The sequence below is a fragment of the Streptomyces sp. NPDC000878 genome (assembly GCF_053599695.1).
This window is the reverse complement of the sequence record NZ_JBSFMT010000020.1, coordinates 102,790-117,345: the sequence shown is the minus strand read 5'-3', so window position 1 is coordinate 117,345 and position 14,556 is coordinate 102,790. Positions and strand designations below refer to the sequence as shown.

The 14,556-nt window shown below is 70.8% G+C and carries 16 protein-coding genes; 12 read left to right on the top strand and 4 right to left on the bottom strand.

Annotation, left to right across the window (positions count from 1 at the left end; genetic code table 11):
• Positions 1 to 56 precede the first annotated feature (56 nt).
• The 7 genes from ACWDR4_RS20080 to ACWDR4_RS20050 all read left to right on the top strand — a co-directional run bounded on the left by ACWDR4_RS20080 (position 57) and on the right by ACWDR4_RS20050 (position 6,997).
• Complete coding sequence (locus tag ACWDR4_RS20080; RefSeq protein WP_389357801.1) at positions 57 to 1,193, top strand: ParA family protein; 1,137 nt, start codon at positions 57 to 59, stop codon at positions 1,191 to 1,193.
• Entirely contained in the window at positions 1,178 to 1,774 is a 597-nt protein-coding gene (locus ACWDR4_RS20075) for a hypothetical protein (protein ID WP_450410179.1), read from the top strand. Before ACWDR4_RS20080 ends, ACWDR4_RS20075 begins: the two co-directional genes overlap by 16 nt.
• A 17-nt stretch (positions 1,775 to 1,791) precedes the next feature.
• Positions 1,792 to 2,895 (top strand): segregation and condensation protein A, encoded by a 1,104-nt coding sequence (locus ACWDR4_RS20070; protein WP_450410177.1) that lies wholly within the window; start codon positions 1,792 to 1,794, stop codon positions 2,893 to 2,895.
• A complete protein-coding gene (gene scpB, locus ACWDR4_RS20065) occupies positions 2,892 to 3,542 on the top strand; it encodes an SMC-Scp complex subunit ScpB (protein WP_450410175.1) in 651 nt (216 codons plus the stop codon). The genes ACWDR4_RS20070 and scpB overlap by 4 nt, the downstream gene beginning before the upstream one ends.
• A gap of 11 nt (positions 3,543 to 3,553) precedes the next feature.
• On the top strand, positions 3,554 to 4,786 hold the full coding sequence (locus tag ACWDR4_RS20060) for a pseudouridine synthase (protein ID WP_450410173.1): 1,233 nt from the start codon (positions 3,554 to 3,556) through the stop codon (positions 4,784 to 4,786).
• 325 nt (positions 4,787 to 5,111) lie between these two features.
• Positions 5,112 to 5,978 carry an NUDIX hydrolase gene (locus ACWDR4_RS20055; RefSeq protein ID WP_450410171.1) on the top strand — a complete coding sequence of 289 codons (867 nt, stop codon included), beginning with the start codon at positions 5,112 to 5,114 and terminating at the stop codon, positions 5,976 to 5,978.
• Positions 5,975 to 6,997, top strand: a complete 1,023-nt coding sequence (locus ACWDR4_RS20050) for an ADP-ribosylglycohydrolase family protein (RefSeq protein WP_450410169.1) — start codon at positions 5,975 to 5,977, stop codon at positions 6,995 to 6,997. Before ACWDR4_RS20055 ends, ACWDR4_RS20050 begins: the two co-directional genes overlap by 4 nt.
• Before the next feature lie 83 nt (positions 6,998 to 7,080).
• On the opposite strand, the gene ACWDR4_RS20045 is transcribed toward ACWDR4_RS20050, so the two are convergent.
• Genes ACWDR4_RS20045 through ACWDR4_RS20030 form a run of 4 tightly spaced genes read right to left on the bottom strand, consistent with a single transcriptional unit; the run spans position 7,081 to position 9,572 of the window.
• Entirely contained in the window at positions 7,081 to 7,836 is a 756-nt protein-coding gene (locus ACWDR4_RS20045) for a nucleotidyltransferase domain-containing protein (protein WP_450410168.1), read from the bottom strand.
• Between the two features lie 23 nt (positions 7,837 to 7,859).
• Positions 7,860 to 8,270 carry a Rieske (2Fe-2S) protein gene (locus tag ACWDR4_RS20040; RefSeq protein WP_450410166.1) on the bottom strand — a complete coding sequence of 137 codons (411 nt, stop codon included), beginning with the start codon at positions 8,268 to 8,270 and terminating at the stop codon, positions 7,860 to 7,862.
• Positions 8,267 to 8,851, bottom strand: coding sequence for a DUF6529 family protein (locus tag ACWDR4_RS20035; RefSeq protein ID WP_450410165.1), 585 nt, complete (start codon positions 8,849 to 8,851; stop codon positions 8,267 to 8,269). The genes ACWDR4_RS20040 and ACWDR4_RS20035 overlap by 4 nt, the downstream gene beginning before the upstream one ends.
• Before the next feature lie 49 nt (positions 8,852 to 8,900).
• Positions 8,901 to 9,572 carry a hypothetical protein gene (locus tag ACWDR4_RS20030; protein WP_450410163.1) on the bottom strand — a complete coding sequence of 224 codons (672 nt, stop codon included), beginning with the start codon at positions 9,570 to 9,572 and terminating at the stop codon, positions 8,901 to 8,903.
• A 271-nt stretch (positions 9,573 to 9,843) separates the two neighbouring features.
• Between ACWDR4_RS20030 and aroH the strand changes: the two genes are divergently transcribed.
• The 5 genes from aroH (at position 9,844) to der (ending at position 14,490) form a co-directional block, all read left to right on the top strand.
• The gene (gene aroH / locus ACWDR4_RS20025; protein ID WP_369032928.1) at positions 9,844 to 10,206 is read left to right on the top strand and encodes a chorismate mutase; all 363 of its coding nucleotides are present in this window, start codon (positions 9,844 to 9,846) and stop codon (positions 10,204 to 10,206) included.
• The gene (locus tag ACWDR4_RS20020) at positions 10,203 to 11,288 is read left to right on the top strand and encodes a prephenate dehydrogenase (RefSeq protein ID WP_450410161.1); all 1,086 of its coding nucleotides are present in this window, start codon (positions 10,203 to 10,205) and stop codon (positions 11,286 to 11,288) included. Before aroH ends, ACWDR4_RS20020 begins: the two co-directional genes overlap by 4 nt.
• Before the next feature lie 277 nt (positions 11,289 to 11,565).
• Positions 11,566 to 12,243 carry a (d)CMP kinase gene (cmk, locus tag ACWDR4_RS20015; protein WP_450410160.1) on the top strand — a complete coding sequence of 226 codons (678 nt, stop codon included), beginning with the start codon at positions 11,566 to 11,568 and terminating at the stop codon, positions 12,241 to 12,243.
• Positions 12,201 to 12,926: a lysophospholipid acyltransferase family protein gene (locus ACWDR4_RS20010; RefSeq protein ID WP_450410158.1), complete on the top strand. Its 726-nt coding sequence runs from the start codon at positions 12,201 to 12,203 to the stop codon at positions 12,924 to 12,926. The genes cmk and ACWDR4_RS20010 overlap by 43 nt, the downstream gene beginning before the upstream one ends.
• A 91-nt stretch (positions 12,927 to 13,017) precedes the next feature.
• Complete coding sequence (der, locus tag ACWDR4_RS20005; RefSeq protein WP_450410156.1) at positions 13,018 to 14,490, top strand: ribosome biogenesis GTPase Der; 1,473 nt, start codon at positions 13,018 to 13,020, stop codon at positions 14,488 to 14,490.
• The last annotated feature ends 66 nt before the right edge of the window (positions 14,491 to 14,556 follow it).

Here is a 14,556-nt window from a genome sequence, read left to right as displayed (position 1 = left end):
AGGTAAGACGACTTGTGAATGAGTCGACATTTACTCCCGGGGGTGGTCAACCAGGAATGCCGGCGCGGGGCTCGGGCCCCACGGGGCTCGCGGCTGTCGGCTCCGTCGCGGTCCGCACCTTCGCAGCCCACCAGGGTCACCCGATGCCGGTGGTGACTCAGCCCGCACACATGAGCATGGATGGCCATCACGTGAACGCCATGGCCGGCGACGGTAGTGGCGGGGTCCACAACCACTTCGCCGACTACGACGAACTGCCCGACGGGCACTTCTACGACCCCGACGCCGAGTACGAGCCCGATCCGGAGTACGCGGCCACGCTCGCGCCCGACGCGGCCCGACAGCGCCGTGAGCGCATCGGTCCCACCGGACGCCCGCTGCCGTACTTCCCGATCCCGGGTCCGCTGACCAGTCACGGCCCCGCGACGATCGTCGCGATGTGCAACCAGAAGGGCGGCGTGGGCAAGACCACGTCGACCATCAACCTGGGTGCCGCACTCGCGGAGTACGGACGCCGGGTCCTGCTGGTCGACTTCGACCCGCAGGGCGCCCTCTCGGTGGGCCTCGGCGTGAACCCGATGGAACTCGACCTGACGGTCTACAACCTGCTCATGGAGCGGGGGATGTCCGCGGACGAGGTCCTCCTGAAGACCGCGGTCCCGAACATGGACCTGCTGCCGAGCAACATCGACCTGTCGGCGGCCGAGGTGCAGCTGGTGTCGGAGGTCGCGCGCGAGTCGACGCTCCAGCGCGCCCTGAAGCCGCTCATGGCCGACTACGACTACATCGTGATCGACTGTCAGCCCTCGCTCGGCCTGCTCACCGTGAACGCCCTGACGGCGGCTCACAAGGTGATAGTGCCTCTGGAGTGCGAGTTCTTCGCACTGCGCGGTGTCGCGCTGCTGACGGAGACCATCGAGAAGGTCCAGGAGCGGCTGAACCCGGAGCTTGAGCTGGACGGGATCCTCGCCACGATGTACGACTCGCGCACGGTGCACAGCCGTGAGGTGCTCGCACGTGTCGTCGAGGCCTTCGACGACCACGTCTACCACACGGTCATCGGGCGCACGGTCCGCTTCCCGGAGACCACGGTCGCCGGTGAGCCGATCACCACGTACGCCTCCAACTCCGTCGGCGCCGCCGCCTATCGCCAGCTCGCCAGGGAGGTGCTCGCCCGGTGTCACGCCGAGTGAGTCTGCCGGGGGCCGACGAGCTGTTCCGCACCACCGGGGGCATGGCGCTCCAGTCGTCCACGCCCAGGCGCCAGGCCAACGGCGAGGCCCGCGTGCCGGCGCCCGCCGGCGAGAGCGACGGGGCCGCCGCCACGGAGGACGCGCCGCACTCGGTGCCCGTCCAGGGCGGTGACGGCGACGGCGACGAGCATGTCGCCGCCGGCGCGGACTCGTCCGATGCCGGGGAGTCGCGCAGCCGGGGGGCCACCGCGGAGCGTTCGGGGCGGCGGCAGGGCGAGCAGGAAGGTTCTGCCTCCGGGCAGGGGCCCTCGCCGCAGTCGGTGTCGGCGTCCCGTAAGCGCGGCGGACGGGCTGCCTCGCGGCGGCCCAGCGGGCGCGAGCGGCACGACGAGAAGATCACGGTGTACGTCTCCGCCGAGGAGCTGATGGACCTGGAGCACGCGCGTCTGGTGCTCCGGGGCGAGCACGGGCTCGCGGTCGACCGCGGCCGGATCGTGCGCGAAGCGGTCGCGGTGGTGCTCGCCGATCTGGAGTCCCGTGGGGACGCGAGCATCCTCGTACGACGGTTGCGCGGGCGCTAGCGGTAGCCTGCGGGGCCATGACCTCGAACGACGCCCCCGGCCCCGGCTCCGCCGGTCGTCGGCGTGTGCTGGGGCGGGGGCCGGCGGGCTCGCCGCCGGTTCCGGTCGAGGAGCCCGTCGAGGCTCCCGAGGAGCCGGTACGCGAGGAGCCGGCCGAAGTCGTTCCGGTGGGCGAGGAAGTACCGGGGCCCCCGGTTCCGCCGGTGGAGCCGGTACCCGAGCCGGAGCCCCCGGTTCCGCCCGTGGAGCCGGAGCCGCTTGCCGAGCCTGTCGCGCCCGCCTTGCCTGCCGAACCCGATGACGGGGTCTTCAGGATTCGGCTGGCCAACTTCGAAGGTCCCTTCGACCTTCTCCTCCAGCTGATCTCCAAGCACAAGCTCGACGTCACCGAGGTCGCCCTCTCCAAGGTGACCGACGAGTTCATGGCCCACATCAGGGCGATGGGCCCGGACTGGGATCTCGACCAGACGACCGAGTTCCTGGTCGTCGCGGCCACCCTGCTGGACCTGAAGGCCGCGCGGCTGCTGCCCTCCGCCGAGGTCGAGGACGAGGCCGACCTGGCCCTCCTTGAGGCACGCGACCTGCTGTTCGCGCGGCTGCTCCAGTACCGCGCGTACAAACAGATCGCCGACATCCTCAGCCGCCGCCTCGACGACGAGGCCCGGCGCTACCCCCGTACCGTCGGACTGGAACCGCACCACGCCGAACTGCTGCCCGAGGTCGTCATCAGCATCGGGGCGGAGGGGTTCGCGAAGCTCGCCGTGAAGGCGATGCAGCCGAAGCCCAGGCCGCAGGTGTACGTCGACCACATCCACGCGCCCCTGGTGAGCGTCCAGGAGCAGGCCGGGATCGTGGTCGCGCGGCTGCGGGAGCTGGGCGAGGCCACCTTCCAGGACCTCGTCGACGACACCGATGACACTCTGACCGTCGTAGCGCGCTTCCTGGCCCTGCTGGAGCTGTACCGGGAGAAGGTCGTCGCCCTGGACCAGGAGACCGCCCTGGGGGAGCTGGTGGTGCGCTGGACGGGCGGGGAGGGCGACGAGGCGCCGACGGTCACCGACGAGTTCGACCGGCCGCCAGAGGTGGCGAAGGAGAAGGCGCAGGAGGAGGAGAAGGCGTGAGCGAGGACACCACCGAGGTGCCGGCCGGGCTGCGGACCGTCGCCGATCTCGATCTCAGGCCCGCCCTGGAGGCCGTCCTCATGGTCGTGGACGAACCCGCGACCGAGGAACACCTCGCGAAGATACTGCAGCGGCCCCGGCGGCAGATCGCGGACGCCCTGCGCGCGCTGGCCGACGAGTACACCGTCCAGGGGCGCGGTTTCGAGCTGCGGATCGTCGCCGGGGGCTGGCGTTTCTACTCCCGGCCCGAGTACGCGGCGGCCGTCGAGGGCTTCGTCCTGGACGGCCAGCAGGCGCGGCTCACCCAGGCGGCGCTGGAGACGCTAGCGGTCGTCGCGTACCGCCAGCCGGTCAGCCGCAGCCGGGTCTCGGCGGTCCGCGGAGTCAACTGCGACGGGGTCATGCGGACCCTGTTGCAGCGGGGTCTGGTCCAGGAGGCGGGGACGGAACCCGAAACAGGTGCGATCCTGTACACGACGACGAACTACTTCCTGGAGCGAATGGGCCTGCGAGGCCTGGACGAACTCCCGGAGCTCGCACCCTTCCTTCCGGAGGCGGACGCGATCGAGGCCGAGACGCAGGAAGGTGTTCCGTCGTTCGATCCGGACGCTCCCGATGCTCCGGGTGCAGACGACGCAGACGACTAGACGGAACTTTGATGCGAAGCAGTAGCGGCAGCGGTAGCGGCAAGAGCGGTGGCGGGCGCGGTAACTCTCGCGGCGCCGGCAACGGCGGGGGCGACAGGCGGGGCCAGGGTCAGGGCCAAGGGCGTGGTCAGGGGCAGGGGCGTGGCCCGAGCCAGGGTCAGGGACGTGGTCAGGGCCAGGGTCAGGGACGTGGTCAGGGCCCGAGCCAGGGCCAGGGACGTGGCCAGGGCCAAGGTCAAGGTCAGGGCCAGGCCCAGGAGCGTCCCAGCAAGCCGCGTCCCGAGGAGCGCCGCTACGACGTGGGACCGGCCGCCACCCCGGACGGTCCGAAGTCCGGGCGCGGTGCCTCCGCGCGCGGAGGTGCCAAGGGCGGGCCCAGGCAGGGCCACGTCGGCACCGGACGGGGCCGCTGGGTCCCGTCGACCTCGCGTGAGTACGACGCGCGGGCGGAGGAGCGCAACCGGGAGCGGTACGCCGACAAGAAGGACGTCAATCTGCCCAAGACGTTCCCGGGCGCCGAGCAGGAGGGCGAGCGGCTCCAGAAGGTCCTCGCGCGCGCGGGCTACGGTTCCCGGCGGTCCTGCGAGGAGCTGATCGAGCACTCCCGCGTCGAGGTCAACGGCGAGATCGTGGTGGAGCAGGGGCTGCGTGTCGACCCCGAGCACGACGAGATCAAGGTCGACGGGCTGACGGTGGCCACGCAGTCGTACCAGTTCTTCTCGTTGAACAAGCCCGCGGGCGTCGTCTCCACGATGGAGGACAACGAGGGCCGGCAGTGCCTCGGCGACTACGTGACGAACCGCGAGACGCGGCTCTTCCACGTCGGGCGGCTCGACACCGAGACCGAGGGCGTCATCCTGCTCACCAACCACGGTGAGCTGGCGCACCGGCTGACCCACCCCAAGTACGGCGTGAAGAAGGTCTACCTCGCGCACATCGTGGGCCCGATCCCGCGCGACCTGGGCAAGCAGCTGAAGGAAGGCATCCAGCTGGAGGACGGGTACGCGCGTGCGGACCACTTCCGGGTGGTCGAGCAGACCGGCAAGAACTACCTCGTCGAGGTCACCCTCCACGAGGGCCGCAAGCACATCGTGCGCCGCATGCTCGCGGAGGCCGGCTTCCCGGTCGACAAGCTGGTGCGCGTCGCCTTCGGTCCGATCACCCTGGGCGACCAGAAGTCGGGCTGGCTGCGCCGGCTGTCCAACACCGAGGTCGGCATGCTGATGAAGGAAGTCGATCTGTAGCAGTACCGGGCGCCTCCTGAGCGCCTCTTGTCTCGTCGGCCGGTTCCGGAGTTCTCCGGGGCCGGCCGCACGTGTCTGCCAGGAGGGCCGCCGGCGGACGCCTGGGCGCACTGGAGGGGATGCGGTGCCTTCCGGGTCCCTCTTGGCCTCGCGAACCCTCCTGGGCGCCTGAGGGGCCGCTGAGGGGCTTTTGGCGTATGGGAGTCGTCAAGAAGGCCTGTGCGGCATGCCTGAAGGCTTGTGCGGGGTGCCCGCGCTCTTTATAGTCGGTATGACTATTGGTCATGGTGACCATTAAGGGTGACTGTGGAGGGAGTGGGCGGGCGTGACCGCACCTCTGAACGGAACGGCGCGGGGCCGGGCCCCCGCGGGGTACGACAAGTACGCCTTCGAACCCTTCGCCGTCACCGTCGATCTGGCCGTCCTCACCCTCCGCGCGGGCGCGCTGCACGTGCTGCTCGTCGAGCGCGGCCACGAGCCGTACGCCGGCCACTGGGCACTGCCCGGAGGCTTCGTCCTGCCCGACGAGTCCGCGGAGACGGCGGCCCGGCGCGAACTCGCCGAGGAGACCGGCCTGTCGGACGTGTCCGGGCTGCACCTGGAGCAGCTGCGCACCTACAGCGAACCCGACCGCGACCCGAGAATGCGGGTCGTGTCCGTGGCCTTCGCCGCGCTGCTGCCGCACGCGCCCGAACCGCACGGCGGCGGGGACGCGGCGCAGGCCCAGTGGCTGCGGTACAACGCGCTCGGGCCGCTCGCCTTCGACCACGACCGCATCCTGGCCGACGCCCACGACCGGGTCGGCGCCAAGCTGGAGTACTCCTGCATCGCGACCGCCTTCTGCCCGCCCGAGTTCACCCTCGGCGAGCTGCGGCAGGTCTACGAGACCGTGTGGGGCACCGCGCTCGACCCGCCCAACTTCCGCCGCAAGGTGCTCGCCACGCCGGGCTTCGTCGAACCGGTACCGGGCGCCGCACGTCTCACCGGCGGCCGGGGCAAACCCGCCGCGCTGTACCGCGCGGGCACCGCGACCACCCTGCACCCGCCGCTGCTGCGCCCGACCACGTCGGTGTCGCCCGCCTCGCCTCCGTCGTCGCCTTCGGCCTCCTCCTCATCCGCCTCCTCGCCGTCTCCCGCCTCACCGTCTCCCTCGTCACCGTCACCGACGTCACCGGAAGGACGCCCCGAATGACCACCACGACCGTCAGGAAGCGTGCCGCGAGCGGGGCGTTGATCGGGCTCGCGCTCGGCGACGCCCTGGGCTTCCCGACCGAGTTCAACGACATCCCGTCCATCCTCGCCAAGTGCGGTCCATGGCGGCAGATGGAGCTGCCCACGCCCGCGATCGTCACCGACGACACGCAGATGACGCTGGCGCTCGCGCACGGACTGCGCGCGGCGACGGACCGGGGGCTGCTCACCCCGGCGGGGATGGAACGGCCGGTGCGCCAGGAGTTCGTGAAGTGGTTCCGGTCGCCGGACAACAACCGGGCGCCGGGCCACACCTGCCTGGTCGCCTGCAACCTGCTGGAGAACGAGCGGTTGCCCTGGCAGGAGGCCAGCCAGATCGGTTCGAAGGGCTGCGGCGCCAACATGCGCGTGGCGCCCATTGGCCTGCTCCCGGGTCTGAGCGACGAACAGCGCGCGGGCGCCGCCCAGTTGCAGGCGGCCCTCACCCACGGCCACCCGACGGCCCTGGCCGCGTCCGACCTCACCGCGCACGCCGTACGGCTGCTCGCGCAGGGCGCCGACCCGGGCGTACTGGTGACCCTGCTCCGTACGTACGCGCACGAGAACCGCAGCCGCTACTACCACCGCTGGCTGGGCGACCTGTGGACGCACAGCCACGATGCGAGCCCTGAGGAGTTCATCGCCCGCGGCTGGGACGAGTGCCTGGAGATCCTGGACCGGCTCCAGCGCGCCGTCCGCACCGCCTCGCCCGAGGACGACCCCTGTCTCGCCACCGGCGCCGGCTGGATCGCCGAGGAGGCCCTGGCCACCGGCCTGCTGTGCTTCCTGCTCTTCCCCGGCGACCCCCTCACGGCCCTGCGTCGCGCCGCCTGCACCTCGGGCGACTCGGACTCGATCGCCTGCCTGACCGGAGCGTTTGCCGGTGCCTGGCACGGCACCGATGCGTGGCCCACGCGCTGGGCGGACCGGATCGAGTACGGGGGTGACCTGCAGACGCTGGGGGCACTCTGGGACAGCTGACGGCTGAACGGTGCGGTGTGTCGGTGCGGGCCTTGCTGGGGGCTGTGCCCCCAGACCCCCCTTCGGCCTGAACGGCCTCGTCCTCAAACGCCGGACGGGCTGGAAATACCTGCCGGCGCTTCAGCAGATGCGCGGCGTGTGCGGACCAGGAAGTCCTCCACGCGTCGTCGGTCCGGCTCCTCCGGGAGCGGGCTGTGGTGGGACGCCTGTTCCGCCTCCGTCGCCAGGTGGTTCATCCGGGACTCGATCTCCGCCCACGGCACCTCGCCCCGCTTGACCTCCAGCAGCCGCTCGCGCGCGTCGCCGACGTCGATCGTCAGCGTGCCCGTGCGCAGCAGGTCGCGGCAGCTCATCAGGAGTCGCAGCAGGTGCATCGCGTGCTTCCAGCGCGGGGCGCCGTGGACACGGACGTCCGCCTCCAGCTTCTTGTGCTGGCCGAGCGCGTAGCCCGCGAACGTCTCGTGCGCCTGGCGGGAGAGGAACGCCTCGCGCAGGGCCAGGAGTTCGCGGCCGGTGTCGTCGGCGTACTCCACGAGCGGGGAGTGGAGGCACTCCAGGATGTTCGGGTTGGCGCGCAGAGCCAGTGTGCAGAAGCGTTCCAGCTCCCAGCTGAACTGCTCCTCCGCGGGGCCCTCCACATGCGTGGGCGGCTTCTCGAAGCGCCAGAACAGGGGAGTGGGCGCGAGGAACACCCCGCGCCGGTCCGTGTCGCTGCCGTCCGTCGCCAGGCCGAAGGCGCGCGAACCCATCACACAGGCGTAGACCGTGTGGTCGCGTACGAGGGCTTCGGCGAACGCGGGGGTCTCGGGGGCTTCGGCGGGGGCGGAACGCGGGCGCATTCACGGGAGCGTACGCGCGGCGCTTACGCCAGGAGAATCGAATTTCCCGAGACCGTGATCTTCTTCTCGGCCAGCGGCTGCGTCGCCGGAGGGTTGGCCACCGAACCGTCCGTGATGCTGAACTTGCTGCCGTGGCAGGTGCAGTTGATCGTGCCGTCCGACACGTTCGCCACCGGGCACTTCTGGTGCGTACAGATCGAGGTGAACGCCTTGAACTCGCCCTCCTTCGGCTGTGTCACCACGACCTGCTCGTCCTTGAAGATCTTGCCGCCGCCGACCGGGATGTCGGCCGTCGTGGTCAGCTCCTGCCCGGGGGAGGTGTCCGCGCTGGACTCGGTGGACGAGGATTCGTTGCCGTACTCGCTGCATCCCGCTGTGAGCGCCGCCGCGCCCGTCGCGAGGAGGACCGTGCGTCGCGTCGGGCCTTGCGTCATGTCGTCACTCCGAAATTGCGGAAGAACCAGAGGGCGGATGTGAACCAGACGATCGTCAGGACGGTGAAGACCAGCCCGCCGACGACCGGCAGCAGCCAGCCGGGCAGTCGATCCCAGCGAAGCAGCAGCATCTTTGCACTGAAAGCACCGAAGAAGAAGCAACCCAGGAGGGAGTGCCACATCACGCGTGAATCGTATGTTTGATATCCGAAAGCGTACAGACAGTGCACCGCCACCGGGACCGCTGTCAGGAACGCGATCCGGCCCGACCAGCGGTGCAGCGTTCCCGACCAGCTCGGGCCCGGCAGCTTCCCGTACACCATGGCCGCCGACGCGACCTGGACGAGTGCGAAGCCGAACGCCGTCGTCGCGAGCCAGGACTTCACCGCGCTCGTGCTGCTGAATCCGGCCAGGTTGAAGGCGGTGCCCTCCGGGTCGTGGACCTTGCCGTACACCCCCAGGGCCAGCGCCACGGCGGCGGCGACGAGAGCCGGGACGAGGTAGCGGGCCGCGCTCGGGCCGCCGGTGGCCGGCGGGCGCGGCGGGAAGCTCTGGGTGGCGGCGTTCGGGTCCACGGTCATGTTCGGCTCCCTGTCCCTGTACCTGTCCCTGGTGGCTTGAGGCGGTGCGTCACGGGGTGACCGGGCGGGCCGTCAGCCGCTCGCCGTCGATCGTCACCGCGCCGGTCTCCGGGTCGATCCGGGGCGCGGGGGAGGGCTTGCCGTCGCGGTTGAGGATGCCGACCTGGTCCCCGGTGGACAGCACGATCCAGCCGCCGTCGATCTCGGCGTCCCGGACGGTCGCGGTCGCCCGGTAGAGCCCGGACGGTTTGACCGCCTTGTCGGCGGTGAAGGCGTAGTGCCCGCCCTCGATGTCGACCGTGCCGCGGATGCTCTTGCTCTTGAGGGTGCCGTTCAGTACGGAGCCGCCCTTGCCGGTGAGCTTCATGGAGCCGTCGGCCTCGACATCGCCCTTCAGCCACGACTCCTTGTCACGGCCGTCGCAGAAGTACGCGATCGCCCTGCCGTCGCGCAGCGAGACCGACACCGCGGCGGAGTCGTCGTCCGTACGGCCCGCGTAGTCGGCGTTCGGTGCGGGAGCCTTGGTGGGCGACGGGGACGGAGAAGGGGTCGGTGGTGGAGACGCCTTCGTCTTCGTCGGTGCCGGTGACACCTTGTCGGCGGGTGTGTCCGCCTGGGACGTGGACGCGGGCTTCGTCCCTGTCGTCGCGTTGAGCGACAGCATGAACAGGGCCAACAACAGTCCCGCGAGCAGTGTGAAAAGCGGTCCGGTGCGCTTCATCGGGCCTCCCCCGAGGCGAGCTTCCTGCCATGAGAGCGGACCCGGGCCCCCGCGTCCAGAGCGCGTGGGCGTGTTCGCGGCCCAACTCGCGGATTGGGGCGAATCGGGTGACATTGGCAGGGCCCCGTGCGCGTTGTGGGGCGTGTCTCAGGGGGCGGGCGCCGAACGTCCGCCGCGCGCGGGCTGACTAGGCTGGATGCGCCAAGAGCCGATACGTAGATCCGAATATGCATATCGGCTTCGAATATGTACGTCAGCAAGGAGCATCACTGTGGCGGTACGAGCGGTCCGGGGCGCCGTCCAACTGGATCGGGACGAGGCCGGGCACATGGACGAGCGGGTCAGCGAGCTGCTCACCGCGGTCCTGGAGCGCAACAGCCTCACCGCGGACGACCTGATCAGCGTCTGGTTCACGGCCACCCCCGACCTGCACAGCGACTTCCCGGCCGCCGCGGCCCGCAAGCTCGGCATCGTCGACGTACCGCTGATCTGCGCCCAGGAACTGGACATCGAGGGCGCGATGCCGCGCGTGGTCCGCATCCTCGCCCACATCGAGTCCGACCTGCCCCGTGCCGACATCGCGCACGTCTACCTCGGTGCTGCGGCGGCCCTGCGCAAGGACATCGCCCAGTGAGAACCGCACTCGTCATCGGCACGGGCCTCATCGGTACGTCCGCCGCCCTCGCGCTCGTCTCGCGCGGCGTCGTCGTCCACCTCGCCGACCACGACCCCGAGCAGGCGCGTACGGCAGCCGCCCTGGGCGCCGGTACGGACGAGGCGCCCGAGGGCCCGGTCGACCTCGCGATCGTCGCCGCGCCGCCCGCGCACGTCGCCGGTGCCCTCGCCGACGCGATGCGCCGGGGTGTCGCGCGCGGCTACCTCGACGTGGCCAGCGTCAAGGGCGGACCGCGCCGCGAGCTGGAGGCACTGGGCCTCGACCTGTCCTCTTACATCGGTTCGCATCCCATGTCGGGCCGCGAGAAGTCGGGCCCGCTGGCCGCGACCGGCGACCTCTTCGAGGGGCGCCCCTGGGTGCTGACGCCGACCCGCGACACCGACACCGAGGTTCTCAACCTCGCCCTGGAGCTGGTCTCGCACTGTCGTGCGGTCCCCGTCGTGATGGACGCGGACGCCCACGACCGGGCCGTGGCCCTCGTCTCCCACATGCCCCACCTGGTCTCCAGCATGGTCGCCGCGCGGCTGGAGAACGCGGAGGAGGCCGCCGTACGGCTGTGCGGGCAGGGCATCCGGGACGTGACCCGGATCGCCGCGTCCGACCCCGGTATGTGGATCGACATCCTCTCCGCCAACCCCGGGCCGGTGGCCGACCTCCTCACGGACGTCGCCGCCGACCTGGAGGAGACGGTTCAGGCACTGCGGTCCCTCCAGTCCTCCGACGAGGAGAAGCGCCGCGCGGGCGTCTCCGGGGTCGAGGACGTGCTGCGGCGCGGGAACGCGGGGCAGGTGCGGGTGCCCGGCAAGCACGGGTCCGCTCCGCGGGCTTACGAGGTGGTGGCCGTGCTGATCGACGACCAGCCTGGGCAGCTGGCCCGGATCTTCGCCGATGCGGGGCGGGCGGGGGTCAATATCGAGGATGTGCGGATCGAGCACGCTACGGGGCAGCAGGCGGGGCTTGTGCAGTTGATGGTGGAGCCGAAGGCTGCACCGGTTCTTTCGGCTTCGCTGAGGGAGCGGGGTTGGGCGATTCGGCAGTAGGGGGTGCCCGCCGTTGCTGGGGGCTGTGCCCCCAGACCCCCCTTCGGCCTGAACGGCCTCGTCCTCAATCGCCGGACGGGCTGGGAGGCCGGGCCGGCGCTTGAAGAGGCACCGTACGAGCTGGGAGTGCGAGCCGTCGTCGAGGAGGCACCGCACAAGCCTGGGGCACGCGGCATGGAAACGCGTGCGGCCGGACGAGTGACCCGCACCCAGTAACCTTGTCCGGGGCACCAACCGCCCCCACCCCGCCACCCCGGACCAGGAAGGTGCCCCCACAGTGGAACGCGCCGCAGTGATTGTCGCCATTGACGGCCCCTCCGGCACGGGCAAGTCGAGCACGTCCAAGGCCGTTGCCGCGCAGCTCGGGCTCAGCTACCTGGACACCGGGGCCCAGTACCGGGCGATCACCTGGTGGATGGTGACCAACGGGATCGACATCACGGACCCCTCCGCGATCGCCGCCGTGGCCGGGAAGCCCGAGATCGTCTCCGGTACGGACCCGGAGAACCCGACGATCACCGTGGACGGCACCGACGTCGGCGGCCCGATCCGCACCCAGGAGGTCACCTCCAAGGTCAGCGCGGTGAGCGCCGTGCCCGAGGTGCGGGCCCTGATCACCGAGCTGCAGCGGTCCATCGCGGCGTCCGCCGAGAAGGGGATCGTCGTCGAGGGGCGGGACATCGGGACGACCGTGCTGCCCGGCGCCGACCTGAAGATCTTCCTCACCGCGTCCCCGGAGGCGCGTGCCGCCCGCCGCAGCGGTGAGCTGAAGGGCGCCGACGTCAACAGCACTCGAGAGGCGCTGCTGAAGCGGGACGCGGCCGACTCCAGCCGTAAGACCTCACCGCTCGCCAAGGCGGACGACGCCGTGGAGGTCGACACCTCCGAGCTGACCCTCCAGCAGGTCATCGAGTGCGTCGTCACCCTCGTCGAGGAGAAGCGGGACGCGAAGTGAGCGACCCGTCGAACGTTCCGTCGGAGCGCGGTGCCGAGGTCGGGCGGCGCATCGGCGTCGGCCTCATGTACGGGCTTTGGAAGCCGCGTGTCCTGGGCTCCTGGAAGGTGCCCGCGACCGGGCCGGTGATCCTCGCCGTCAATCACTCCCACAACATCGACGGGCCGATGGTCATCGGCGTCGCACCCCGGGCCTCGCACTTCCTGGTCAAGAAGGAGGCGTTCATCGGCCCGATCGCCACCTTCATGCGCGCCACCGGCCAGCTGGAGGTGGACCGCTCGACGGCCGACCGTACGGCGATCAGCCGGGCCCTGGGTGTGCTGGCGAACGGCGGGGTGCTCGGGATCTTTCCCGAGGGCAGCCGCGGTGACGGCGACTTCGCCTCGCTGCGCTCCGGACTCGCCTACTTCGCCGTGCGCAGCGGTGCGCCCATCGTTCCGGTGGCCGTTCTGGGAAGCACCGACCGGCGCGGACGGTTGATAAAGGCACTGCCCCCGCTGCGCAGCCGCGTCGACGTGGTCTTCGGCGACCCGTTCGAAGCGGGCGACGGCAGCGGGCGGCGTACACGCGCGGCGCTGGACGAGGCGACCACACGTATCCAGAAGCACCTCACCGCGCACCTGGACAACGCCAGACGGCTCACCGGCCGCCGGGAAAACGCCGAGCGCCCCGCTGAGCGCTGAGCGACACTTGAGTACTTGAGCAGTTTGAGTAGTGGATCACCCGATAACGGGGGGTTTCACCGATCACCACGATGAACGAGGTACGGACTTCATGAACGACCACATTCCCTCCGAGGGCTCGGGAGAGTACGAGCACGGAGAGCTTGGCGATGCCGAGTACGCGGAGTTCATGGAGCTCGCCGCGGTGGAAGGCTTCGACATCGAGGATGTCGAGGGCGCGATCGACGAGGCGGGACACGGGCCGCTGCCCGTCCTCGCCGTCGTCGGGCGGCCGAACGTCGGCAAGTCGACGCTCGTCAACCGCATCATCGGGCGCCGAGAGGCTGTCGTCGAGGACAAGCCCGGCGTCACCCGCGACCGCGTCACCTACGAGGCCGAGTGGGCCGGGCGCCGCTTCAAGATCGTCGACACCGGCGGCTGGGAGCAGGACGTCCTCGGTATCGACGCCTCCGTGGCCGCGCAGGCCGAGTACGCGATCGAGGCGTCCGACGCGGTCGTCTTCGTCGTCGACGCCAAGGTCGGCGCCACCGACACCGACGAGGCGGTCGTCCGGCTGCTGCGCAAGGCCGGCAAGCCCGTCGTGCTGTGCGCCAACAAGGTCGACGGACCGAGCGGCGAGGCCGACGCCACGGCCCTCTGGGCCCTCGGGCTCGGTGAGCCGCACCCCGTCTCCTCGCTGCACGGCCGAGGCACCGGCGACATGCTGGACGCCGTCCTGGAGGCGCTGCCCGAGGCGCCCGCGCAGACCTTCGGCGCCGGGGTCGGCGGCCCGCGCCGCATCGCCCTCATCGGCCGCCCGAACGTCGGCAAGTCCTCGCTGCTGAACAAGGTGGCGGGCCAGGAGCGGGTCGTCGTCAACGAGATCGCGGGCACCACCCGTGACCCGGTCGACGAGCTGATCGAACTCGGCGGTGTCACCTGGAAGTTCATCGACACGGCGGGCATCCGCAAGCGCGTCCACCTCCAGCAGGGCGCCGACTACTACGCCTCGCTGCGTACGGCCGCCGCCGTGGAGAAGGCCGAGGTCGCGGTCATCCTGATCGACGGCTCCGAGAACATCTCGATCCAGGACCAGCGCATCGTCACCATGGCCGTCGAGGCGGGCCGCGCGATCGTCCTCGCCTACAACAAGTGGGACACGCTCGACGAGGAGCGTCGCTACTACCTGGAGCGGGAGATCGAGACCGAGCTGGCCCAGGTCGCGTGGGCGCCCCGCGTCAACGTCTCGGCGCGCACCGGCCGCCACATGGAGAAGCTGGTCCCCGCGATCGAGGCCGCCCTCGCGGGCTGGGAGACCCGAGTCCCGACGGGCCGGCTGAACGCCTTCCTCGGCGAACTCGTCGCCGCCCACCCGCACCCGGTCCGCGGCGGCAAGCAGCCGCGGATCCTGTTCGGCACCCAGGCGGGCACCAAGCCGCCGCGGTTCGTGCTCTTCGCCTCCGGCTTCATCGAGGCCGGCTACCGCCGCTTCATCGAGCGCCGTCTGCGCGAGGAGTTCAGCTTCGAAGGCACGCCGATCCACATCTCGGTGCGGGTGCGCGAGAAGCGCGGCAAGAAGAAGTAGCGGTACGACGTTCTACGTGACTGAGGGCGGCTCCGGATCGGAGCCGCCCTCAGTCACGTGCAGGTG